Below are 23,309 nucleotides of genomic sequence, written 5' to 3' on the forward strand. Positions count from 1 at the left end.
CTCGGGTGAAACCGGGCGGCATGCGCCGCCCAAAGACTCAGTGCTGGTGGGCGGCGTCGTTGTGTGCTGCGCGCTCGGCGCCGCCCAGGATGTTGAACAACAAGTTGAGGATCAGGGCGCTGACGGTGGCCATGGCGATACCGCTGTGGGTGATCGGTTCCATCCACTGGGGCATCTGCGAGAAGAACTCGGGACGCACCACCGGGATCAGGCCCATGCCGACGCTGACGGCGACCAGCAGCTGGTTGCGGCGGTCGGCGATGTCGGCTTCCTGGAGGATCTTGATTCCGGTCGCCGCGACCATGCCGAACATCGCGATCGAGGCGCCACCCAGTACCGCAGGCGGGATCGAGGCGATGAGGAACGCGGCCTTGGGCAGCAGGCTGAGCAGGATCAGGAAACCGCCGGCAACCACGGTGACGTAGCGGCAACGCACGCCGGTCATTTGCACCAGGCCGATGTTCTGGGCGAACGAGGAGTGGGTGAAGGTGTTGAAGAAGCCCGCCACGAAGGATGCACCGGCGTCGCACATCAGGCCGCGGCGCAGCATGCCCGGGGTGACTTCACGGTCGGTGACCTTGCCCAGGGCCAGAAACATGCCGGTGGACTCGACGAAGATGATCACCACCACCAGGCACATCGACAGGATCGGCGCGAGGCTGAAGGTCGGCATGCCGAAGTGCAGCGGGGTCACCACTTGCACCCACGGCGCGTCGTCCAGGCCGGAGAGGTCGACCATGCCGATGGAGCCGGCGAGGATGTAGCCCAGGCCCATGCCGATCAGTACCGAGACGTTGACCCAGAAACCGCGCATGAAGCGATTGACCAGCAGGATGGTGGCCAGCACCAGAGCTGCAACGGTCAGGTAGACGGGAGAGCCGAAGGTTTCGGCTTCGGCGCCACCGCCGGCCCAGTTGACGGCAACCGGGAACAGCGAAAGGCCGATCGAGGTGATGACCGTGCCGGTCACCAGCGGTGGGAAGAAACGCACCACCTTGGACATGAACGGGGCGATCAGCATGCCGAAGAAACCGGCTGCGATGGTCGCACCAAAGATACCTTGCAGGCCGACACCGGGCATCCCGGCCATGGCCACCATGCTGCCGACAGCAGCAAAGCTTGCACCCATCATGACTGGCATGCGGATGCCAACTGCGCCAATGCCGAACGACTGGACGATGGTGGCGACACCAGCGACCAGCAGGTCGGCATTGATAAGGAAAGCGACTTCTTCACGAGAAAGGCCGGCGGCCTGGCCAATGATCAGTGGCACGGCGATCGCGCCTCCGTACATCAGCAAGACATGTTGTAGACCCACCAGGAACAGTTGGAGCATTGGCAGTGGCTGTCGTGGGGGCGCAACAGGGATGTACGCCTTGCGTGACTCGGACATGCAACACCTCGGTTTTGTTTTTATTCTTTGAGCTGCAAGCTCCAAGCGCCAGGCTTCAAGAAGAAGCAGGAATACGCGCTTGGCTTGCAGCTTTTTTTGCTTGTCGCTTACAGCTGGCAGCTTGCGGCTGCCTTAGTGCGTCGGTGCACCTTTGGCGATCCAGGCACCAATCAGTTCACGTTCCTGCTGGGTCATCTGAGTGATGTTGCCCAGTGGCATGATCTGCGTGGTAACGGCCTGCGCCTGGATGCGCGCAGCCTGTTGCTGGATCTGTTGCGGGGTGTCGAGCATCACACCGGCCGGTGGGGCGCTGAACAGCGGGCTGGTCGGCTTGGCCGAATGGCACACGGCGCAACGTTCCTGGATGACGCTGTGGATCTTGTCGAAGCCGGCGTCGTCGAGTTTGGCGACGGTTGCGGCCGGAGCTTCGGCAGGGGCGGCAGCCTGGGCAGGTTCGGCGGCTTTCTCTGCTGCTTTCTCGGCGGCGGTCTTGCCACCCAGCGCGGTTTCCGGCAGCGGCTGGTACTCGACCTTGGCGGCGGCTTGCTCAGGAGCGGTCGGCATCGGCGCAGGGCCGGTGACGTAGGCCAGGCAGATCATCGACAGGGCACCGACTGGCAGGGTCCAGGCGTACTTGTTGCTGTCATGACGGGTGTTGAAGTAGTGACGAACCAACACTGCAGCCACTGCGATACCGGCCAGGATCAGCCAGTTGTACTGGCTACCGTAGGTGCTCGGGAAGTGGTTGCTGATCATGATGAACAGCACCGGCAGGGTGAAGTAGTTGTTGTGCCGCGAGCGCAGCAGGCCCTTGGCCGGCAGTACCGGATCAGGTGTCTGGTTGGCTTCGATGGCGGCCACCAGCTGGCGCTGGGCCGGCATGATGGTGCGGAACACGTTACCGACCATGATGGTGCCGATGATCGCGCCGGTGTGCAGGTAGGCACCGCGACCGCTGAACACCTGGCTGAAGCCGTAGCATGCAGCAATGACCAGCACGAACAGCACCAGGCCCAGCAGGGCAGGGCGCTTGCCCAGTGGCGAGTCGCAGAGGAAGTCGTAGATGAACCAGCCAGCGATCAGCGAACCGATACCGATGGCGATGCCTTCACCACCCGAGAGGGTGCTGCCAGGAGCCAGCAGGTACAGGGTCGGGTTCCAGTAGAACACCAGGCACAGCAGGGCAATACCCGACATCCACGTGAAATAGGCTTCCCATTTGAACCAGTGCAGGTTCTCCGGCATTTTTGGCGGAGCCAGCTTGTACTTCTCCAGGTGGTAGATCCCGCCACCGTGAATCGCCCAGAGATCGCCGGAAAGGCCGTCGCGCGGGTTGGCGCGGTTGAGGTTGTTCTCCAGCCAGACGAAGTAGAACGACGCGCCAATCCAGGCCACGCCAGTGATCATGTGAACCCAGCGCACGCTCAGGTTCAGCCATTCCAACAGATGTGCTTCCACAGTCTTTACCTCTACCCTGGCATCCTGTCGCCGGATGCTCAGGTCTTCTCTTATTGGTGGGGGGCGAGGATCAGTTGCTCATCCTCATTGAAAAAATGCTCATCGCAGTTGTTGCCAGTGCCACTGCGATCAACCACCAGGAAGTCATCCCGCTTTTCGATCGTCAGCACCGGATGGTGCCAGACGCCGCGATGGTAATTGATGCCCTGCTTTCCATTACTGCGGAAGGCACGGACAAGGCCCGATACAGGTGCATCGCCAACGGGCGCGACCACGATCAGAAAGGGGTTGCCGAGCAGCGGAATGAAAGCCTGGCTGCCCAGCGGATGGCGCTCCAGCATGCGAACGGTCAGCGGCATGTCCTGCGCGTCGGCGCGGAAGATGCTGATGATCGCGTTGTCCTCGGGCTGGGCGGTTTCGACCGTCGCCAGCTTGTGGAAGCGCATGGTCGAACCGTTGTTGATCATGAAGTGGTCGCTGCCATCGGTTTCGATCACGTCACCGAAAGGGGCGAAGGCTTCTTTGGTCAATGGCTCAATCACTAAAGTGCGCATGCGGATTCTCTTTATTCTGTGTTGTGGAGGGTGTCGATTTTCTTGCCGGGGCCCTGGGTGCGCTCGCGTCGCGCACTCGGGCCCGCTGGCATCGGCGTCCCTTAAAGTTGCAGCAGGCGGAACAGGGCAATCAGGTTGATCTGCGCCAGTGCTTCCTTGAACTCGGCCTCGACCGAGTTGTGGATGCGCTTTTCGAACGAGGCGAGGATCTGGTGCCGGTTGCTGCCTTTTACCGCCATGATGAACGGGAACTTGAACTTGGCCTTGTAGGCGTCGTTGAGCTCGGTGAAGCGCTCGAACTCTTCGGCGGTGCACTGGTGGATACCGGCGCCGGCCTGTTCATTGGTGCTCGATTCGGTCAGTTCACCCTGGATGGCGGCCTTGCCGGCGAGGTCCGGGTGAGCGTTGATCAGTGCCAGTTGGGCGTCGTGCTCGGCGCTGAGCAGGATGTCGCTCATGCGCTGGTGCAGGGCTTCGATCTGGTCGACTTCCTGCAACTGGCCCAGGTCGTAGGCCTTCTCGGCAACCCAGGGCGAGTGTTCGTAGATGTCGGCAAAGGCTTCGACGAACGCAGCGCGCTCCAGGGACGAAGGCTTGAGGGTCTTGAAAGCGGTCATTAGACGTTCTCGGCTTTGTAAGGGTGGGTGGCATGCCAGTGACGGGCGATGTCCACGCGCCGGGCGAACCAGACCTGATCGTGGCTCTTGGCGTATTCGACGAAGCGCTTGAGTGCAGCCAGGCGGGCCGGACGGCCGACCAGGCGGCAGTGCAGGCCGATCGACAGCATCTTCGGTGCTTCGGCGCCTTCTTCGTACAGCACGTCAAAGGCGTCCTTGAGGTATTGGAAGAACTGCTCGCCGCAGTTGAAGCCCTGGACCTGGGTGAAGCGCATGTCGTTGGTGTCCAGGGTGTACGGGATCACCAGGTGCGGCTTGCCGGTCGGGTTGTTCGGTTCCCAGTAGGGCAGGTCGTCGTCGTAGGTATCGCTGTCGTAGAGGAAGCCGCCTTCCTCCATCACCAGGCGACGGGTGTTCGGGCCGGTGCGGCCGGTGTACCAGCCGACAGGGCGTTCGCCGGTCAGTTCGGTGAGGATGCGGATGGCTTCGAGCATGTGCTCGCGCTCCTGGGCCTCGTCCATGTACTGGTAGTCGATCCAGCGGTAGCCGTGGCTGCAGATTTCGTGGCCGGCTTCGGCCATGGCGCGGATCGCGTCCGGGTGACGCTGGGCGGCCATCGCGACGGCAAACACCGTCAGCGGGACGCCGGTGTCCTTGAACAGCTTGAGCAGGCGCCAGACACCGGCGCGGCTGCCGTACTCGTAGAGCGATTCCATGCTCATGTTACGAGCGCCCTGCAGGGGCTGGGCGGCGACCATTTCCGAGAGAAAGGCTTCCGATTCCTTGTCTCCGTGAAGAATGTTGCGCTCGCCACCTTCTTCGTAATTGAGCACGAAAGACAAAGCGATGCGGGCATTCCCCGGCCAGCGCGGATGGGGTGGGGTATTGCCGTAACCGATCAGGTCGCGAGGATAATCAGCGCTCACTGCAGTCTTCCTTCTTATACGTGTCAACGGAGGGCGTGGCGCCCGAGGTAGGGTATCGGCCACGTCGATGAGGTGATTGTATACAACTTTGTTTGCGGTTTGTAAGTCTGTTTTTTCGTATTTCTTTGCCTTTTTACCCCGAAACCCCTCTGGGAGAGCCTTGCAATAAACCTGCCTGATCGGTCAGTTAATGACGTTGGCGTCAGTGATTGGCGTGGTTTTGCGACTGATGGCGTATTTATAGGGGGGGAGCGGTGTGCCGGTAAAGAATACAGAATTATTGTGTACAATTTTACAGAAAAATGTCTTAATAATCCGACAGCCGTAAGCTGCCGTGTGGCTTGCGGGTATTTTTTGCCCACAGATAGAACAGAGGCGAGCAAGCAATGGGACGTTTGACCACGCATGTACTGGATGCCGCTCATGGCTGCCCTGGCAGCTCGATCAAAGTCGAGCTGTACCGGGTCGAAGGCCAGCAGCTGGAACTGGTGAACACCACCCTGACCAACAGCGATGGCCGTTGCGACGCGCCGCTGCTGCAAGGCGACGACTACCGCAGCGGTGTGTACCAACTGCAGTTCAGCGCCGGCGACTACTACCGTGCTCGTGGCGTGCAACTGCCAGAGCCTGCATTTCTTGACGTGGTGGTACTGCGATTCGGCATCAGCGCCGAGCAGGATCACTACCACGTACCACTGTTGATCTCGCCGTACAGTTACTCGACCTATCGCGGAAGCTAGTTGGTCGCTAGATGAATCTTCGTAGGTCCTTGCCCGCTCACACTGGCGGGCTTTTTTTTGCCTGGAATTCGGCTGCCTTACCCCGCAAGCAGGAGCGGGCTTGCCCCGCGAGAGGCATTGGAGGCAACAAAAAAGCCCCACCCGAAGGTGAGGCTTTGGGGTGTAGCAGGCTGCGCTGTTACAGGAATACAAACTTGGCGATGAAGATCGCTGTCAGTACCCACAGGCTCGCCGAGATCTCGCTGAAGCGACCGGTACCGGCCTTGAGCACCACGTAGGTGATAAAGCCCAGGGCGATGCCGTCGGCGACCGAGAAGGTCAGCGGCATCATGATCGCTGTGACGATCGCCGGGATGCTGTCGGTGGCTTCATCCCAGTTGATATGAGCCATGCTGCCCATCATCAGCATCGCTACGTAGATCAGTGCACCTGCGGTGGCGTAGGCAGGAATCATTCCGGCCAGCGGGGCAAAGAACATCGCGGCAACAAAGAACAGGCCCACCACGACTGCCGTCAGGCCCGTACGACCACCCGCGGCAACCCCTGCAGCACTCTCCACATAACTGGTGACCGGCGGTACACCCACCACGGCACCGAATACGCTGGACGCACTGTCAGCCTTCAACGCGCGCGAGAGGTTCTCGATGCGCCCGTCGGCATTCACCAGGTTGGCCCGCTGGGCCACACCCATCAGGGTGCCGGCCGTGTCGAACATGTGCACGAACAGGAAGGCAAACACCACGGCGATCATGCTGACGTTGAACACGCCGGCCACGTCCATCGCCATCCAGGTCGGTGCCAGGCTCGGTGGCAGCGAGAACAGCCCGCCGTATTCCACCAGGCCCAGGCCCCAGCCGGCGAGGGTGACGCTGATGATGCTGATCAGGATCGCACCGAACACCCGGTGGTAGCTGAGCACGGCAATCATCAGGAAGCAGATGGCTGCCAGCAGCGGGCCAGGCTCGTGCAACGAACCAAGCTTGATCAGGGTGGCCGGGCTGTCGACGACAATTCCAGCTGTTTTAAGACCGATCAGTCCGAGGAACAATCCGACGCCGGCACCCATTGCATGACGCAGGCTTACGGGAATGCTGTTGAGCAGCCATTCACGCACCCGCGACAAAGTCAGCAACATGAACAACACCCCGGAGACGAACACTGCGCCCAGTGCAGCTTCCCAGGTGTAGCCCATGGTCCCGACCACGGTATAGGTAAAGAAGGCGTTGAGCCCCATGCCGGGTGCCAGGCCGACTGGCCAGTTGGCATACAGGCCCATCAACAGACAGCCCAGGGCGGCAGCGATACAGGTGGCGACGAAGGCCGCTCCGTGATCGATGCCGGCATCGGCCATGATGTTGGGGTTGACGAAGATGATGTAGGCCATGGTGATGAACGTGGTAAGGCCCGCGATCATCTCGGTCTTGACGGTGGTGCCATGTAGCTTGAGTTTGAAAATCCGCTCCAGCCAGCTCGTTTCGAGCGGTGGGGCAAGATCCAGCGTAGGGGCTTCGGATTTGCGGCTTTCCACAGCGAGTACTCCTCAAGTCTTTTCTTGTTTTTCAGAACCGGTCCTGCGCACGCACTAGGGGGCTCTGTGAGGCGGATGGGATGGCAGGCGACCGGACCGTTTGTTGACTTCTGAGTCAGGAAGTTGCACGGATGGATTATGCGTTTGTATACAAAGAATGCAAATAATGTTTTTGTTATTGTGCGCAGATAATTTCGCCCAGCAGCTATAAAGGCCATCATCCCCTGCAGAAATCCCTGCGGCTGTGTACAATGTGCCCATACCTTAATCGTTTAATTTTTTTACCAAGACTTGCCATCGACCCACTGGCTGCTATTAAAGTCAGGGTCCGACTGGCGGATCTCCGTGCTCGAGTGCCCATGAACGAACAGCTGCAACCTCTCAAGAAACCAGTGCGTACCGGCAAGGCCGGGCGCAGCGGAACCCAGGACGATATCGTCTACGCGCACATTTTCGAGGCCATTCTCGAACAGCGCCTGGCGCCGGGTACCAAGTTGAGCGAGGAAGCCCTGGGTGAGATCTTTGGTGTCAGTCGCACCATCATTCGTCGCGCCTTGTCGCGCCTGGCCCATGAAAGCGTGGTGCTGCTGCGGCCCAACCGCGGTGCGGTAGTGGCCAGCCCTACGGTCGAGGAAGCCCGCCAGGTGTTTTTCTCCCGCCGCATGGTCGAGCGTGCCATCACCGAGTTGGCCGTCGAACACGCCACCGCCGAACAGCTCAACGAACTGCGCCAGATGGTGCGTGAAGAACGCGACAGCTTCTCGCGTGGTGATCGCGGCGCCGGCATCCGTCTCTCTGGCGAGTTCCACCTGAAACTGGCCGAAGCAGCGGGCAATGCGCCCCTGATCAGCTTCCAGCGCAGCCTGGTATCGCAAACCTCGCTGATCATCGCCCAGTACGAAAGCGGCAACCGCTCGCACTGCTCCTACGATGAACACATGCAACTGATCGACGCCATCGAGGCCCGTGATGTGAATCAGGCAGTCAGCCTGATGATGCATCACATGGATCACATCGACAGCAAACTCAACCTCGACGAAGAAAGCGCCTCGGACGATCTGCATGCGGTGTTCTCGCACCTGCTGCAGACCAAGAAGCGCAGCTCGGTTCCGGTCAAAGGCTGATTGAATCGCGGGGCGAGCCCGTTCCAGAAGGAGCGGGCTCGCCCCGCGCTGCGTTTGACACGGCTGGCACTTCACTCATCCTCTGCTAGATTCTCACCTGCTCCACACCGCAAACCTTCATCAAGCAGTTGGGCTTGCACGCGTTGAATGGAACTTCAACTCTTGAGGACAGGTTTATGTCGATGCCCCTGAGCAAACGCATGGGTGCTGAACTGATCGGGACGTTCTGGCTGGTGTTGGGTGGTTGCGGTAGTGCGGTGCTGGCGGCGTCGCTACCTGCAGGCATCGGCCTGGTGGGGGTCGCAATGGCCTTCGGTCTCACCGTGCTGACGATGGCATTCGCCATCGGTCATATCTCCGGTTGTCACCTGAACCCTGCCGTATCGGTGGGCCTGGTGGTGGGTGGCCGATTCCCGGCCAAGGACTTGCTGCCCTACATCGTCGCCCAGGTGATCGGCGCGATCCTGGCTGCTGCAGTGATCTACTTTATCGCCAGTGGCAAGGAAGGCTTTGATGTGGCTTCCGGCCTTGCCTCCAACGGCTATGCCGAGAATTCGCCGGCCGGCTATTCGCTGGCGGCCGGTTTTGCCAGTGAAGTGGTGATGACCGCAATGTTCATCCTGATCATCATGGGCGCCACCGACAGCCGCGCCCCGGCGGGCTTTGCGCCGATTGCCATCGGCCTGGCCCTGACCCTCATCCACCTGATTTCCATTCCGGTCACCAACACTTCGGTCAACCCTGCCCGCAGCACCGGGCCGGCGCTGTTCGTCGGCGGCTGGGCGCTGCAGCAGTTGTGGTTGTTCTGGGTGGCGCCGCTGATCGGGGCAGTCATCGGCGGCGCGGTGTACAAGGGTTTGTTTCGCGAACCTTAGCGCTGGTGAACGCAACGGCCGGCAGCGAAGGTCTGCTTGACGGTGCGGTCATCGCCCAGTGTCATCAGCACGAACAGCGTCTCATCGATGCTGTTCGATTGCTGGATGCGGTAGTCCATCAACGGCGTGGCCTTGTAGTCCAGCACCACGAAGTCGGCATCGTTGCCCGGCTTGAGGCTGCCGATACGGTCGTCCAGGTACAGCGCCTGGGCGCCGCCCAAGGTGGCCAGGTACAGTGACTTGAACGGGCTCAGGCGCGCCCCCTGCAACTGCATGACCTTATAGGCTTCGTTGAGGGTGTTGAGCAGCGAGAAGCTGGTGCCCGCGCCCACATCGGTCCCCAGGCCCACCTTGACCTTGAACTTCTCAGCCTGTGGCAGGTTGAACAGGCCGCTGCCCAGGAACAGGTTGGAGGTCGGGCAGAAGGCCACGGCCGAGCCGGTTTCGGACAGACGCTGGCATTCTTCGTCGCACAGGTGCACGCCGTGGGCGAACACCGAGCGCTCGCCCAGCAGCTTGAAGTGGTCGTAGACGTCCAGGTAACCCTTGCGCTCCGGGAACAACGCCTTCACCCAGTCGATTTCCTTGAGGTTTTCGCTCAGGTGGGTGTGCATGTACAGGTCGGGGAATTCACCCAGCAGCTGACCGGCCAGGGCCAGTTGTTCCGGGGTGCTGGTGGGGGCGAAGCGCGGCGTTACCGCATAGTGCAGGCGGCCCTTACCGTGCCAGCGCTCGATCAGTGCCTTGCTCTGGGTGTAACCGGATTCGGCGGTGTCGGTCAGGTAGTCGGGGGCGTTGCGGTCCATCATCACCTTGCCGGCGATCATGCGCAGGTCCAGGCGCTCGGCTTCCTCGAAGAAGGCATTCACCGACTCGGGATGGACACTGCCGAACACCAGGGCCGTGGTGGTGCCGTTGCGCAGCAGTTCTTCGACGAAGATCTTCGCGACCTTGTCGGCGTGCGCCTTGTCGGCAAACTGCTTTTCGCACGGGAAGGTGTAGGTGTTGAGCCAGTCCAGCAACTGCTCGCCGTACGAGCCGATCATGCCGGTCTGCGGGAAGTGGATATGGGTGTCGATAAAACCTGGGGTGATCAGCGCATCCTGGTAGTGCTCGACATCGATATCGGCAGCGAGGGTCGGCAGCAGCTCACTGGCATGCCCCAGGGCGCTGATCTTGCCCCCGTCGATCACCAGCAGGCCGTCTTCAAAATACTGGTAGGAGGCTTCGATGCCCACTTCGGCAGGGTCGGCGATGCTGTGCAGGATGGCGGCACGGTAGGCTTTGCGGGTTGCGCTCATAGGGCTCTCGTCATATGGCTTGGCTGCGCCGTGACGGCGGCAGCAATTGGGCAATAGGGCCGGCGTTGGCAGCGGTGTCGTGCTGGCCGAAGCTGGCGTTGTAGGTGGCAATGATTTCTGCGGCGATGGACACGGCGATCTCGATCGGTAACTTGCCCTTGACCTCGGCCAGTCCCATCGGGCAACGCATGCGTTGCATCCGCTCTTCGCTGAAGCCGCGATCGCGCAGGCGATGCTCGAACTTGACCCGTTTGGTCTTCGAGCCGATCAGGCCGAACCAGGAAAAATCGTTGCGCTTGAGGATCGCGGCGGTCAGCTCGAGATCCAGCTGGTGATTGTGGGTCATCACAATGCAGTAACTGCCGACGGGCAGGTCGTCGACTTCATCGACCGGCTCTTCGCTGACAATCTTGCTGACCCCTTGCGGGATGTACTCAGGAAATTCCTGCTCGCGCGAGTCGATCCAGCGGACCCGGCAGGGCAGCGCGGCGAGCAAGGGTACCAGAGCGCGGCCGACATGGCCTGCACCGAATACCGCGATTTGCGCCTGCACCTGCCCCATCGGCTCGAACAACAGCACGGTGGCGCCGCCGCAGCACTGGCCCAGGCTAGCACCCAGGCTGAAGCGCTCCAGGTGAGGGGACTCGCGACGCTCCTCGAGCATCTGCCGGGCGATCTTCATCGCCTTGAATTCCAGGTGCCCGCCGCCGATGGTGTCGAACAGCTGCGAAGCGCTGACCACCATCTTGGAGCCGGCATTGCGCGGGGTCGAGCCGCGCTCTTCGATGATGGTCACCAGTACGCAGGGTTCGCCGCGGGCTTGCAGGTCGGCGAGGGCGTTGATCCAGGTGTGCATAGTGTGTTGCCTCTTTGGTGCGTTATCGCAGCGCAAGCCCGCCCCCAGGCAGGAGCGGGCTTGCCCCGCGATTGACCCTTACGGTGTCACGGTCTCGACTTCAGCAGCCGGCTGCTGCGCCGCTACCGCCTTGCGCATCTGCTCGCAGCCCCACAGAACCCGCTCCGGCGTCGAAGGCGCGTCGATCTTCGGCTGCACGCGGTAATCGGCAAGGCTCGCGACGGCGTCCTTGATCGCACACCACGCCGCGATACCCAGCATGAACGGCGGTTCGCCCACGGCTTTGGAATGGAATACCGTGTCTTCCGGGTTCTTGCGGTTCTCCACCAGCTTGACCCGCAGATCAATCGGCATGTCGGCCACGGCCGGGATCTTGTAGCTGGCCGGGCCGTTGGTCATCAGCTTGCCCTTGGCGTTCCACACCAGTTCTTCGGTGGTCAGCCAGCCCATGCCCTGGATAAAGCCGCCCTCGACCTGACCGATGTCGATGGCCGGGTTCAGCGAGGCGCCGACGTCATGCAGGATGTCGGTGCGCAGCATCTTGTACTCGCCGGTCAGGGTGTCGACGATCACCTCGGCACAGGCTGCGCCAAAGGCAAAGTAGTAGAACGGCCGGCCACGGGCCTGGCTACGGTCGTAGTAGATCTTCGGCGTCTTGTAGAAGCCGGTGCTCGACAGCGACATCTGGGCAAAGTAGGCCTGCTGCACCAGCGACTCGAAGCTGAGGATTTCATCGCGCACGCGCACATGGCCGTTGCGGAATTCGACGTCTTCCTCGCTCACTTTGTACTGGCGAGCGGCGAATTCGGTCAGGCGCTTCTTGAGGATTTCAGCAGCGTTCTGGGCCGCCTTGCCGTTCAGGTCGGCACCGCTGGACGCTGCGGTTGGCGAGGTGTTGGGCACCTTGTCGGTGTTGGTGGCGGTGATCTGAATGCGCTGGAAATCAACCTGGAACACTTCGGCGACAACCTGGGCGACCTTGGTGTTCAGGCCCTGGCCCATCTCGGTGCCGCCGTGGTTCAGGTGGATGCTGCCGTCGGTGTAGATGTGCACCAGGGCGCCCGCCTGGTTGAGGAAGCTGGCGGTAAACGAAATGCCGAACTTCACCGGGGTCAGCGCCAGGCCTTTTTTCAGGATCGGGCTGTTGGCGTTGAAGCGGCGGATCGACTCGCGGCGTTGCTGGTAGTCACTGCTGGCTTCGAGCTCGGCCGTGATTTCTTCGAGCATGTTGTGCTCGACGGTCTGGTAGTAGTGGGTGACGTTGCGCTCGGTCTTGCCGTAGTAGTTGGCCTTGCGCACCGCCAGCGGGTCCAGCACCAGGTGGCGGGCGATATGGTCCATCACCTCTTCGATGGCGACCATGCCCTGCGGGCCGCCAAAGCCGCGGTAGGCGGTGTTGGAGGCGGTGTTGGTCTTGCAGCGGTGACCGTGAATGGTGGCATCGCCCAGGTAGTAGGCGTTGTCGGAGTGGAACATCGCCCGGTCGACGATCGAGGCCGACAAGTCTGGCGAGCAGCCGCAGTTGCCGGCCAGGTCAAAGTTGATCCCGTGCAGGCGGCCGGTGTCGTCGAAACCGACGTCGTACTCGATGTAGAACGGGTGACGCTTGCCGGTCATCAGCATGTCTTCGACCCGCGGCAGGCGCATCTTGGTCGGCTGGCCGGTCAGGTGGGCAATCACTGCGCACAGGCAGGCGGGGCTGGCGGCCTGGGTTTCCTTGCCGCCGAAGCCGCCACCCATGCGGCGCATGTCGACGACGATCTTGTTCATCGACACATCGAGTACTTCGGCCACCAGTTTCTGCACTTCGGTGGGGTTCTGGGTGGAGCAGTAGACGATCATGCCGCCGTCTTCGGTGGGCATTACCGAAGAGATCTGGGTTTCCAGGTAGAAGTGCTCCTGGCCGCCGATGTGCAGGGTGCCCTGCAGGCGGTGCGGCGCGCTGGCCAGGGCGCTGACCGAGTCGCCGCGCTGGTGGGTGTGGCTGTCGAGGACGAAGTGCTTCTTGCGCAGGGCCTCGACCACGTCCAGAACCGGCTCCAGGTCTTCGTACTCGATGATCGCGGCCATGGCGGCGCGGCGGGCGGTATCCAGGTCACGGGCGGCGACCGCGACCACCGGCTGGCCGACGAACTCGACCTTGTCGATGGCCAGCAGCGGGTCACCGGGCAGCAGCGGGCCGATGTCTTTGAGACCCGGCACGTCTTCGTGGGTAATGGCAATGCGTACGCCTTCAAAGGCGTAGCAGGGGCTGGTGTCGATGCTCAGCACCCGGGCGTGGGCCCGGTCGGACAGGCGCGCATACACGTGCAGCTGATTGGGGAACTCCAGGCGGTCATCGATATACACCGCTTCACCCGACACATGCTTGTCGGCGCTGTCGTGCTTGATGCTGGCGCCCACACCGGTGGTCAGGCCCTGGCTGAACAGTTCGGCCATTTCGGCCTGGCTTTTGGGGGCGTGATGGTTAGACATAAGCGGTCACCCGAGTCTCGATGTGCGGCGATTGCAGTTCGATGAAGTATTTGCGCAACAGGTTCTGGGCACCGAGCAGGCGGTACTCCTTGCTGGCGCGGAAGTCCGACAGCGGCGTGAAGTCTTCGGCCAGGGCCTGGCAGGCGCGCTCGATGCTGGCCTGGTTCCAGGGTTTGCCGACCAGGGCCGCTTCACAGGCACGGGCCCGTTTCGGTATCGCGGCCATGCCGCCGAAGGCCATGCGGGCAGCCTGGACCACGCCGTTTTCGATGCGCAGGTTGAAGGCGGCGCACACGGCGGAAATATCGTCATCCAGTCGTTTGGACACCTTGTAGGCGCGGAACGTCCAGTCGGCCTTGGCCCGTGGAACGATGATTTTCTCGATGAACTCGCTTTCCTGGTGCGCAGTGATGCGGTAGTCGATGAAGTAGTCTTCAAGGGCCAGGGTGCGGGTGCTGTCGCCCTTGCGCAGGACAATCTGCGCATCCAGTGCAATCAGCAGGGGCGGGGAGTCGCCGATGGGCGAGGCGTTGCCGATATTGCCGCCCAGGGTGCCCTGGTTACGGATCTGCAGCGAGGCGAAGCGGTGGAGCAATTCGCCGAAGTCGGGGTATTCGCGGCTCAGGGCGTCGTAGCAGTCGGTCAGCGGGGTGGCTGCGCCGATTTCCAGGTGATCGTCTTGCGTTTCGATACGCTTGAGTTCGGCGACGTTGCCCACATAGATCATGACCGGCAGGGTCTTGTGGAACTGGGTCACTTCCAGTGCCAGGTCGGTACCACCGGCCAGCAGGCGCGCTTCAGGGTGAGAGCCATAGAGGTCGGCAAGATCGGCCACGGTCAGCGGCACCAGGCAGCGCTTGTCGCCGCTGTTGAGTTCACCGGTTTCGCTGGGTGCGATGGCTTTGAGGCGGGCGATGGTCTGGGCTTCGCCATTGTCGAACTGGTCAGGCCTGGCCTGGCAGCACGATTGCTCGGCGGCGGCGAGGATGGGGCGGTAGCCGGTGCAGCGGCAGAGGTTGCCAGCCAGGGCTTCCTGGGCTTTGTGCAGGTCGGGTGCATCGCTGTTCTTTTGCAGGGCAAACAGCGACATGACGAAACCTGGGGTGCAGAAGCCGCACTGGGAACCATGGCAATCGGCCATGGCCTGTTGCACGCTGTGCAGTTGGCCCTGATGCTTGAGGCCTTCGACGCTGATCAATTGCTTGCCGTGCAGTGACGAGACAAAAGTCAGGCACGAGTTGAGGCTGCGATAGCGAATGTGCTCGCGGCCATCATCGTCTTCGCTCAATTCGCCGACCACCACGGTACAGGCGCCGCAATCGCCGCTGGCGCAGCCTTCCTTGGTACCGGATTTGCCCAGATGCTCGCGCAGGTATTGGAGCACGGTCAGGTTGGGGTCCAGAGCATGCTCACTGCGCAGCTCCTGGTTGAGTAGAAACTGGATCACGGGAAGGCCTCACACGCGGTTTATTGTTGTTGAGCGGACTGTAAGCAGACTTGATTTTCAGGTCAACAATTTTCTGACCTTCGGGTCAGGAAATTTTCCACGCCATTTCCCACCTGCTACAAGCGCTCTTCTTATAGAGCATAGTTCCCTTCGCCTACGCCGAATCTTTTGCGCCATTCGTGCCAACTTCTGCGCCCTGGCCCCTGCGCGGCGCCGGGGCAAGTGCGCTACAATCCGCCCCCTGTACACAGTTCAATGATTTTGAAGGAAAACCATGACGTTCAAGGCGCCGGACAGCCTCTCCGAGCAAATTGCCCATTACCTGGCCGAGCGGATCATCAGCGGCGAGCTCAAGCCTGCCGAGCGTATCCAGGAGCAGAAGGTCACCCAGGCGTTGAATGTCAGCCGTGGCTCCGTGCGCGAGGCTTTATTGATCCTCGAGCGACGTCATCTGGTGACGATCCTGCCGCGTCGCGGCGCCCACGTGACCGAGCTCGACGAGCACAATGTGCGCAGCCTCTGCACCCTGATGGGCGAGCTCTATACCTTGCTGGGCAATGCCGTGGCGCAGAACTGGCGTACCCAGGGCGACCTGGCGCCTTTCCTCAAGATCCAGCAGCGCCTGACCACGGCGCTTGAGCGCCAGGACATCCGCGTCTTCGTCGAGGACAGCTTTGCGGTGATGCGCGCTGCTTATCCGTTCGCCAACAATCCTTACCTGCAGGAAACCGTCGAGAATCTGCAGCCGGCCATGAGCCGTGCCTATTTCCTCGCGCTTGACCAACGCAAGGCCGAGATGAGTGATTTTCTGGCGCTGTTTGCCAACCTGCTTGAAGCGGTGGTCGCTCGCGACCAGGCACGCATCCGCACCGTGCTGGCGGAGTACTGCCAGCGCAGTTGCGAGCTGGTGCTGGCGGCACTGGCGACCGCCTGAGCATGCGCCTCAAGTGCATTCGCCTGGCCGGGTTCAAGTCGTTCGTCGACCCCACTACGGTCAACTTCCCCAGCAACATGGCGGCGGTGGTCGGGCCCAATGGGTGCGGCAAATCCAACATCATCGACGCCGTGCGCTGGGTGATGGGCGAAAGTTCGGCCAAGAACCTGCGTGGCGAGTCGATGACCGACGTCATCTTCAACGGCTCCACCAGCCGCAAACCGGTCAGCCAGGCCAGCATCGAACTGGTTTTCGATAACTCTGACAGCACCCTGGTGGGCGAATATGCCGCCTATGCGGAAATCTCCATTCGCCGCAAAGTGACCCGCGACGCCCAGAACACTTATTACCTCAACGGCACCAAATGCCGGCGTCGCGATATCACCGATATCTTCCTCGGTACCGGCCTGGGCCCGCGCAGCTACTCGATCATTGAGCAGGGGATGATCTCCAAGCTGATCGAGGCCAAGCCTGAAGACCTGCGCAACTTCATTGAAGAAGCCGCCGGCATCTCCAAGTACAAGGAGCGTCGGCGCGAAACCGAGAGCCGCATCCGCCGCACCCATGAAAACCTCGAGCGCCTGACCGACCTGCGCGAAGAACTCGAACGCCAGCTGGAGCGTTTGCACCGCCAGGCCCAGGCCGCCGAGAAGTACAAGGAGTACAAGGCCGAGGAGCGTCAGCTCAAGGCGCAGTTGTCGGCCTTGCGCTGGCAGGCGCTGGACGAGCAGGTCGGGCAGCGCGAAGCGGTGATCGGTGACCAGGAAGTGGCTTTCGAGGCCCTGGTGGCCGAGCAGCGCAATGCCGATGCCAGCATCGAGCGCCTGCGTGACGGGCACCATGAGTTGTCCGAGCGTTTTGGCCAGGTCCAGGGTCGTTTCTATTCGGTCGGTGGCGATATTGCCCGGGTCGAGCAAAGTATCCAGCACGGCCAGCAACGCTTGCGCCAACTGCAGGACGATTTGAAGGAAGCCGAGCGTTCACGCCAGGAAACCGAATCGCACCTGGGGCATGACCGCACGATGCTCGCTACCTTGGGCGAAGAGCTTGAAATGCTTGAGCCCGAGCAGGAAATCACCTTGGCGGCAGCCGAGGAGTCCGCCGCGACCCTCGAAGAAGCCGAAGCCACCATGCATGGCTGGCAGGAGCAGTGGGACAGCTTCAACACCCGCTCGGCCGAGCCGCGGCGCCAGGCCGAAGTGCAGCAGGCGCGAATACAGCAGCTGGACCAGGCCCTTGAGCGCCTGTTCGAGCGCCAGCGCAAGCTGGGTGAGGAGCGCGACCAGCTCAATGCCGATCCGGAAGATGCCGCCCTTGTCGAGCTGGCAGAGCAAGTGGCCGGCAGCGAGCTGGCGCTCGAAGACTTGCAGGTGCAGGAACAGCACGTGGTCGAACAGCTCGAGACCCTGCGTGAGCAACTGCAACAAGCCGTCCAGGCCCAGCAGCAGGCTCAAGGCGAGCTGCAGCGCCTGGGTGGACGCCTGGCGTCGCTTGAAGCCCTGCAACAGGCGGCGCTGGATCCGGACTCCGGTACCGCGCAGTGGTTGCGTGACCAGGGGCTAGAGCAGCGCCCGCGCCTGGCCGAAGGCCTGCGGGTGGAACCGGGGTGGGAGCTGGCGGTAGAGACCGTCCTGGGTGCCGATTTGCAGGCGGTGCTGGTTGACGATTTCTCGGGGCTCGACCTCGCGGCGTTCAGTCAGGGCGATCTGCGCTTGCTCGACGCGCGCACCGACGGTGAGCGGGTGCCCGGCAGCCTGCTGGACAAGGTCGAGGGGCGCGTCGATCTGGCGCCCTGGCTGGGTCAGGTCCGGCCTGTAGAGAGCCTGGAGCAGGCGTTGGCCCAGCGTGGCCAGCTCGGTGCCGGCCAGAGCCTGGTCAGCCGCGATGGCTATTGGGTCAGCCGCCATTTTCTGCGGGTCAACCGCGCCAGCGATGCCCAGGGTGGGGTGCTGGCACGTGGCCAGGAGCTGGAGCGTCTGGGGCTTGAGCGTCTGGAGCAGGAAGCGGCGCTGGAAGTGCTCGACGTGCAGCTCCAGGCGCAGCGCGAGCAGCAGCAGGCCCTTGAAGAGCGCCGCGAGCACTTGCGTCGTCAAGCCCAGGATGAAGCCCGGCAGCAGAGTGAATTCAATGCTCGCTTGTCGGCGGGCAGGGCGCGGGCCGAGCAGCTGACCTTGCGCCGCCAGCGCCTGGAAGAAGAACTGGCCGAGCTGGTGGAGCAGCGCGCACTGGAAAGTGAACACCTCGGTGAATCGCGGCTGCAGTTGCAGGAGGCGCTTGACCTGATGGCCCTGGACACCGAGCAGCGCGAACTGCTCCTGGCCCAGCGTGACAGTTTGCGCGAGCGCCTCGATCGGGTGCGCCAAGAGGCTCGTCAGCACAAGGATCACGGTCATCAGTTGGCGGTGCGCCTGGGTTCGTTGCGTGCCCAGCACGATTCCACCCGCCAGGCGCTGGAGCGTCTGGAGCTGCAATCAGAACGGCTTTCTGAAAAGCGCGAACAGCTGACGCTCAACCTTGAGGAAGGCGAGGCGCCCCTTGAGGAGCTGCGCCTGAAGCTGGAAGAGCTGCTGGAAAAGCGCATGAGCGTCGATGGCGAAATGCGCCAGGCGCGGCTGCACATGGACGAAGCCGATCGTGAGCTGCGGGATGCGGAAAAACGCCGGACCCAGGCTGAACAACAGGCCCAGCTGTTGCGCGGCCAGCTGGAACAGCACCGCCTGGAGTGGCAAGGCCTGAGCGTGCGCCGCAAGACCCTCCAGGAGCAGTTGCAGGCCGATGGTTATGACCTGCAGGGCGTGCTGGCGACCTTGAGCGAGACGGCCAGTGAGCAGGAGGCCGAACAGGAGCTTGAGCGCATTGATGCGCGCATCCAGCGCCTGGGGGCAATCAACCTGGCGGCCATCGACGAATACCAGCAACAGTCCGAGCGCAAGCGCTACCTGGATGCGCAGGATGCCGACCTGGTCGAAGCGCTGGACACGCTGGAAAACGTCATTCGCAAGATCGACAAAGAAACCCGCAATCGTTTCAAAGATACCTTTGATCAGATAAATGCCGGATTACAGGCACTTTTCCCAAAAGTTTTCGGTGGTGGCAGCGCTTACTTGGAACTGACGGGCGAAGATCTACTCGATACAGGGGTGACAATCATGGCGCGGCCGCCTGGCAAGAAGAACAGCACCATTCATTTGCTCTCGGGCGGTGAAAAAGCGCTGACTGCCCTGGCCCTGGTATTCGCCATTTTCAAACTCAACCCGGCACCGTTCTGCATGCTCGATGAAGTCGATGCACCACTGGACGATGCCAACGTCGGGCGATACGCCAATCTGGTCAAGGAGATGAGTCAGACCGTGCAGTTCATCTACATCACCCACAACAAGATTGCCATGGAGATGGCTGATCAGTTGATGGGCGTGACCATGCATGAACCGGGTTGCTCACGTCTTGTTGCAGTTGATGTGGAAGAGGCTATGGCCATGGTCGACGCGTGATGGGGTGCGATGCGGCGTGAACCTGCGGTAAATGGGCCTGTCAGTTGCGACAGACGGTGTAAAGTTATCTTTGGTCGTGCTAGCTTAATGTCACTTATCTTTTGCGTGGGTAAAACGCCTGTCAGAACATAGAGTTGGCGCCACGTTTTAAAGGGGTTTAAACCCTTTATTTTTCAGCATTTTTTACAGAGGCACGGGATTACATGGAAATCGGTCTGCGCGAGTGGCTGATCGTCATCGGCATCATTGTCATTGCCGGTATTCTTTTTGACGGCTGGCGTCGTATGCGCGGCGGCAAGGGCAAGCTGAAATTCCGTCTGGATCGCAGCTTTTCAAACCAGCCTGACGAAGACAGCGGCGGCGGTGCAGAAGTGTTGGGCCCGCCACGTGTGCTGGACAACCATAAAGAGCCCGAGCTGGATGAGCATGACCTGCCGTCCATGAGTGCGCCTGCGCGCGAGCGTGACAACAAGCCCAAGGCTTCCAAGCGCAAGCGTGGCAGCGAGCCCCAGCAGGGCGACCTGAACCTGGCGGCCGAACCGCGTGACCGCGAGCCCGACCTGTTCGCCAGCGCTGACGACGACTTCCCGGATGAAAGCCGTAGCAGCAGTGGTTACGGTAGCAACGAAGCTCGCGATCTGCCGCCGGTTGAAGAAGTGCTGGTGATCAGCGTGATTTCCCGTGACGAAGGCGGCTTCAAGGGCCCGGCTCTGCTGCAGAACATCCTCGAAAGCGGCCTGCGTTTTGGCGAGATGGATATCTTCCACCGCCACGAGAGCATGGCCGGTAACGGCGAGGTGCTGTTCTCCATGGCCAACGCGGTCAAGCCAGGCGTCTTCGACCTGGACGACATCGATCATTTCAGCACCCGTGCCGTGAGCTTCTTCCTCGGCCTGCCAGGGCCGCGCCATCCGAAGCAGGCGTTTGATGTGATGGTGGCTGCTGCGCGCAAACTGGCCCACGAGCTCAATGGCGAGCTCAAGGATGACCAGCGCAGCGTGATGACGGCCCAGACCATCGAGCATTACCGCCAGCGCATCGTCGAGTTCGAGCGCCGTGCGCTGACCCAGAAACGCTAAAAGCAGCGCGGGGCGGGCCCTCCTTGAAGGAGTGGGCTTGCCCCGCGATGAAGCCCCAAATGCAAGAGCAGCCCCGGCTGCTCTTTTGCTTTGCAAGAGAATACGAACATGACTGCCCAATCCCGAATCCTTGAGTTGCGTGCCGAACTCGATCAGCACAACTACCGCTACTACGTGCTCGACGAACCCAGCGTGCCGGATGCCGAGTACGATCGTCTGTTCAACGAACTCAAGGCCCTGGAGGCCGAGCACCCGGAACTGGTAACCGCCGATTCGCCCACCCAGCGCGTGGGTGGTGCAGCCTTGTCGGCATTCAGCCAGGTGCGTCACGAAGTGCCGATGCTGAGCCTGGGCAACGCCTTCGAGGAAGACGACCTGCGCGAGTTCGACCGTCGCGTGGTCGAGGGCCTGGACCTGCCGGCAGGCGACCTGTTTGGTGGTGGCGCGGCGGTCGATTACAGCTGCGAGCCCAAGCTCGACGGCCTGGCAGTCAGCCTGCTGTACCGCGACGGTCAGCTGGTGCAAGGCGCAACCCGGGGCGACGGCACAACCGGTGAAGACATCAGTGTCAACGTGCGTACCGTTCGCAACATTCCCCTCAAGCTGCAGGGCGAAGGCTGGCCGGCCGTGCTTGAGGTGCGTGGCGAGGTGTACATGTCCAAGGCCGGTTTCGAGCGCCTGAACCAGGCACAGATCGAGGTGGGCGGCAAGACTTTCGCCAACCCGCGCAACGCCGCCGCCGGCAGCCTGCGTCAACTGGACTCGAAGATTACCGCCAGCCGTCCGCTGGAGTTCTGCTGCTACGGATTGGGCCAGGTGTCGGCGCAGATCGCTGATACCCACATCGGCATCCTGGAACAGCTCAAGGCCTGGGGCATGCCGATCAGTCGCGAGCTGCGCCATGCCGCGGGTATCGCCGAATGCCTGGAGTACTACCGAGACATTGGCGCACGGCGCAATGACCTGCCGTACGAGATCGACGGCGTGGTGTTCAAGGTCAACAGCCTGGCCTCTCAGCGTGAACTGGGCTTCCGTGCCCGCGAGCCGCGTTGGGCCATCGCCCACAAGTTCCCGGCCATGGAAGAACTGACCGAAGTGCTGGATGTGGAATTCCAGGTCGGTCGTACCGGCGCGGTGACCCCGGTGGCCCGGCTCAAGCCTGTGAAAGTGGCCGGCGTCACGGTGTCCAACGCCACCTTGCACAACATGGATGAAGTGGCGCGCCTGGGCCTGATGATTGGCGACACTGTGATCATCCGCCGTGCCGGCGATGTGATTCCCCAGGTCATGCAAGTGGTCACCGAGCGTCGCCCGGCTGATGCCCGCCCCGTGCATATCCCTACCGAATGCCCGGTGTGTGGCTCGCAGGTCGAGCGCACGCAACTGGTCAAGCGCAGCAAAGGCAAGGAAACCGTCAGCGAAGGCGCGGTGTACCGCTGCGTTGGTCGTCTGGCCTGCGCCGCACAGCTCAAGCAGGCCATCATCCACTACGTTTCGCGTCGGGCGATGGACATCGAAGGCCTGGGCGAGAAGAGCGTAGAGCAGTTGGTGGACGAGGGCCTGATCCGCTCGCCGGCCGACCTCTATCAACTGACGTTCGAGCAGATCGTCGACCTTGAAGGCTTCGCCGAGCTGTCGAGCAAGAACCTGCTGGCGGCCGTCGAGGCCAGCAAACAGCCAGGCCTGGCACGCTTCATCTATGCCCTGGGTATTCCGGACGTCGGCGAAGAGACGGCCAAGGTCCTGGCCCGTTCGCTCGGTTCGCTGCAGCGGGTCATGGCGGCGTTGCCGCAGGTGCTGACCTACCTGCCGGATATCGGCCTGGAAGTGGCCCACGAGATCCACAGTTTCTTTGAAGACGAACACAACCGCACGGTCATCGCGCAACTGCTCGAACGAGGCCTGAAGTTGCAGGATGAAGGTGAGCTGGCCGCCGAATTTGCCGCCAGCACCACCCTGGCCGGGCTGATCGCCAAGCTGGACATCCCGTCGGTAGGCCCCACCGGTGCCGAGAAGCTGGTGGCCAAGCTCGACAGCCTGGAAAAAATCATCGCTGCCGACGGCATCGACTTGCGCCAGGCCTTGGCCGCCAAGCCGGCCGAGGCGGTGCGCACCTTCTTCCAGGTGCCCGCCAACGCCGCACTGGCCTTGGCCATCGAGGCGCAGTTGCGTGAGTTCGGCATGCACTGGTCGAGCGAGAAGAAGGTCGCCGCGGGCTTGCCGCTGGCAGGGCAGACCTGGGTGCTGACCGGCTCGCTGGAGCGTATGAGTCGCGATGTGGCCAAGGACAAGCTCGAGAGCCTGGGCGCCAAGGTGGCGGGGTCGGTCTCGGCCAAGACCCACTGCGTGGTGGCGGGGCCTGGTGCGGGATCGAAGCTTGCCAAGGCCAATGACCTGGGCGTGAAGGTGCTGGACGAAGACGCGTTCGTGGTTTTCCTCGGCGAACACGGCATCGAGGTCTGACAGCGATAAACACAACGTTACCCATGGTCTAGTCTTGGCGAGCAGCCA

At 62.0% G+C, this 23,309-nt stretch carries 17 protein-coding genes; 7 read left to right on the top strand and 10 right to left on the bottom strand.

Annotated elements, in window-relative coordinates; all coding sequences use genetic code 11:
- Positions 1–37 precede the first annotated feature (37 nt).
- From U9R80_RS07995 to puuE, 5 genes are all read right to left on the bottom strand, one after another.
- Complete coding sequence (locus tag U9R80_RS07995) at positions 38–1,393, bottom strand: nucleobase:cation symporter-2 family protein (RefSeq protein ID WP_301836906.1); 1,356 nt, start codon at positions 1,391–1,393, stop codon at positions 38–40.
- Positions 1,394–1,525: 132 nt separating this feature from the next.
- A complete protein-coding gene (locus U9R80_RS08000; protein ID WP_301836905.1) occupies positions 1,526–2,851 on the bottom strand; it encodes a urate hydroxylase PuuD in 1,326 nt (441 codons plus the stop codon).
- Between the two features lie 50 nt (positions 2,852–2,901).
- Entirely contained in the window at positions 2,902–3,405 is a 504-nt protein-coding gene (locus U9R80_RS08005; protein ID WP_301836904.1) for an ureidoglycolate lyase, read from the bottom strand.
- Between the two features lie 101 nt (positions 3,406–3,506).
- On the bottom strand, positions 3,507–4,022 hold the full coding sequence (gene uraD, locus U9R80_RS08010; protein ID WP_301836903.1) for a 2-oxo-4-hydroxy-4-carboxy-5-ureidoimidazoline decarboxylase: 516 nt from the start codon (positions 4,020–4,022) through the stop codon (positions 3,507–3,509).
- On the bottom strand, positions 4,022–4,948 hold the full coding sequence (gene puuE / locus U9R80_RS08015) for an allantoinase PuuE (RefSeq protein WP_301836902.1): 927 nt from the start codon (positions 4,946–4,948) through the stop codon (positions 4,022–4,024). The genes uraD and puuE overlap by 1 nt, the downstream gene beginning before the upstream one ends.
- A gap of 386 nt (positions 4,949–5,334) precedes the next feature.
- Here puuE and uraH point away from each other — a divergent pair, with 386 nt between their 5' ends.
- Positions 5,335–5,688: a hydroxyisourate hydrolase gene (gene uraH / locus U9R80_RS08020; RefSeq protein ID WP_010225132.1), complete on the top strand. Its 354-nt coding sequence runs from the start codon at positions 5,335–5,337 to the stop codon at positions 5,686–5,688.
- A gap of 178 nt (positions 5,689–5,866) precedes the next feature.
- Here the strand turns inward: uraH and U9R80_RS08025 are convergent, their stop codons facing one another.
- The gene (locus U9R80_RS08025; protein ID WP_028945415.1) at positions 5,867–7,216 is read right to left on the bottom strand and encodes an NCS2 family permease; all 1,350 of its coding nucleotides are present in this window, start codon (positions 7,214–7,216) and stop codon (positions 5,867–5,869) included.
- A gap of 359 nt (positions 7,217–7,575) precedes the next feature.
- On the opposite strand from U9R80_RS08025, the gene U9R80_RS08030 reads away from it, so the two are divergent.
- Together U9R80_RS08030 and aqpZ are read left to right on the top strand one after the other, a co-directional pair.
- Entirely contained in the window at positions 7,576–8,340 is a 765-nt protein-coding gene (locus U9R80_RS08030) for a GntR family transcriptional regulator (RefSeq protein WP_028945414.1), read from the top strand.
- Between the two features lie 176 nt (positions 8,341–8,516).
- Complete coding sequence (gene aqpZ / locus U9R80_RS08035; RefSeq protein WP_301836901.1) at positions 8,517–9,215, top strand: aquaporin Z; 699 nt, start codon at positions 8,517–8,519, stop codon at positions 9,213–9,215.
- Here aqpZ and guaD read toward each other — a convergent pair.
- From guaD to xdhA, 4 genes are all read right to left on the bottom strand, one after another.
- Positions 9,212–10,516 carry a guanine deaminase gene (guaD, locus tag U9R80_RS08040; RefSeq protein WP_301836900.1) on the bottom strand — a complete coding sequence of 435 codons (1,305 nt, stop codon included), beginning with the start codon at positions 10,514–10,516 and terminating at the stop codon, positions 9,212–9,214. The two genes, aqpZ and guaD, sit on opposite strands and share 4 nt — an antisense overlap.
- Before the next feature lie 10 nt (positions 10,517–10,526).
- Positions 10,527–11,372 (bottom strand): xanthine dehydrogenase accessory protein XdhC, encoded by an 846-nt coding sequence (xdhC, locus tag U9R80_RS08045; protein WP_028945411.1) that lies wholly within the window; start codon positions 11,370–11,372, stop codon positions 10,527–10,529.
- A gap of 78 nt (positions 11,373–11,450) precedes the next feature.
- The gene (gene xdhB, locus U9R80_RS08050; protein WP_301836899.1) at positions 11,451–13,847 is read right to left on the bottom strand and encodes a xanthine dehydrogenase molybdopterin binding subunit; all 2,397 of its coding nucleotides are present in this window, start codon (positions 13,845–13,847) and stop codon (positions 11,451–11,453) included.
- The gene (xdhA, locus tag U9R80_RS08055; RefSeq protein ID WP_301836898.1) at positions 13,840–15,294 is read right to left on the bottom strand and encodes a xanthine dehydrogenase small subunit; all 1,455 of its coding nucleotides are present in this window, start codon (positions 15,292–15,294) and stop codon (positions 13,840–13,842) included. The genes xdhB and xdhA overlap by 8 nt, the downstream gene beginning before the upstream one ends.
- 274 nt (positions 15,295–15,568) lie before the next feature.
- Here xdhA and U9R80_RS08060 point away from each other — a divergent pair, with 274 nt between their 5' ends.
- The 4 genes from U9R80_RS08060 to ligA all read left to right on the top strand — a co-directional run bounded on the left by U9R80_RS08060 (position 15,569) and on the right by ligA (position 23,261).
- Complete coding sequence (locus U9R80_RS08060; protein WP_301836897.1) at positions 15,569–16,228, top strand: GntR family transcriptional regulator; 660 nt, start codon at positions 15,569–15,571, stop codon at positions 16,226–16,228.
- 2 nt (positions 16,229–16,230) lie between these two features.
- Entirely contained in the window at positions 16,231–19,719 is a 3,489-nt protein-coding gene (gene smc / locus U9R80_RS08065) for a chromosome segregation protein SMC (protein WP_301836896.1), read from the top strand.
- Positions 19,720–19,922: 203 nt separating this feature from the next.
- Positions 19,923–20,798 (top strand): cell division protein ZipA, encoded by an 876-nt coding sequence (zipA, locus tag U9R80_RS08070; protein ID WP_301836895.1) that lies wholly within the window; start codon positions 19,923–19,925, stop codon positions 20,796–20,798.
- Positions 20,799–20,906: 108 nt separating this feature from the next.
- Positions 20,907–23,261 (top strand): NAD-dependent DNA ligase LigA, encoded by a 2,355-nt coding sequence (gene ligA / locus U9R80_RS08075; RefSeq protein WP_301836894.1) that lies wholly within the window; start codon positions 20,907–20,909, stop codon positions 23,259–23,261.
- Positions 23,262–23,309 lie beyond the last annotated feature (48 nt).

The organism is Pseudomonas sp. JQ170C, from assembly GCF_035581345.1.
Lineage (GTDB): Bacteria > Pseudomonadota > Gammaproteobacteria > Pseudomonadales > Pseudomonadaceae > Aquipseudomonas.

What these genes read in the sequence shown, in the direction of transcription:
- smc (WP_301836896.1), top strand. Translation starts at nt 16,231, where the DNA reads ATGCGCCTCAAGTGCATTCGCCTGGCCGGGTTCAAGTCGTTCGTCGAC.
- U9R80_RS08005 (WP_301836904.1), bottom strand. Translation starts at nt 3,405, where the DNA reads ATGCGCACTTTAGTGATTGAGCCATTGACCAAAGAAGCCTTCGCCCCT.
- ligA (WP_301836894.1), top strand. Translation starts at nt 20,907, where the DNA reads ATGACTGCCCAATCCCGAATCCTTGAGTTGCGTGCCGAACTCGATCAG.
- zipA (WP_301836895.1), top strand. Translation starts at nt 19,923, where the DNA reads ATGGAAATCGGTCTGCGCGAGTGGCTGATCGTCATCGGCATCATTGTC.
- U9R80_RS08030 (WP_028945414.1), top strand. Translation starts at nt 7,576, where the DNA reads ATGAACGAACAGCTGCAACCTCTCAAGAAACCAGTGCGTACCGGCAAG.
- xdhB (WP_301836899.1), bottom strand. Translation starts at nt 13,847, where the DNA reads ATGTCTAACCATCACGCCCCCAAAAGCCAGGCCGAAATGGCCGAACTG.
- guaD (WP_301836900.1), bottom strand. Translation starts at nt 10,516, where the DNA reads ATGAGCGCAACCCGCAAAGCCTACCGTGCCGCCATCCTGCACAGCATC.
- U9R80_RS08060 (WP_301836897.1), top strand. Translation starts at nt 15,569, where the DNA reads ATGACGTTCAAGGCGCCGGACAGCCTCTCCGAGCAAATTGCCCATTAC.
- uraH (WP_010225132.1), top strand. Translation starts at nt 5,335, where the DNA reads ATGGGACGTTTGACCACGCATGTACTGGATGCCGCTCATGGCTGCCCT.
- aqpZ (WP_301836901.1), top strand. Translation starts at nt 8,517, where the DNA reads ATGTCGATGCCCCTGAGCAAACGCATGGGTGCTGAACTGATCGGGACG.
- uraD (WP_301836903.1), bottom strand. Translation starts at nt 4,022, where the DNA reads ATGACCGCTTTCAAGACCCTCAAGCCTTCGTCCCTGGAGCGCGCTGCG.
- U9R80_RS07995 (WP_301836906.1), bottom strand. Translation starts at nt 1,393, where the DNA reads ATGTCCGAGTCACGCAAGGCGTACATCCCTGTTGCGCCCCCACGACAG.
- xdhC (WP_028945411.1), bottom strand. Translation starts at nt 11,372, where the DNA reads ATGCACACCTGGATCAACGCCCTCGCCGACCTGCAAGCCCGCGGCGAA.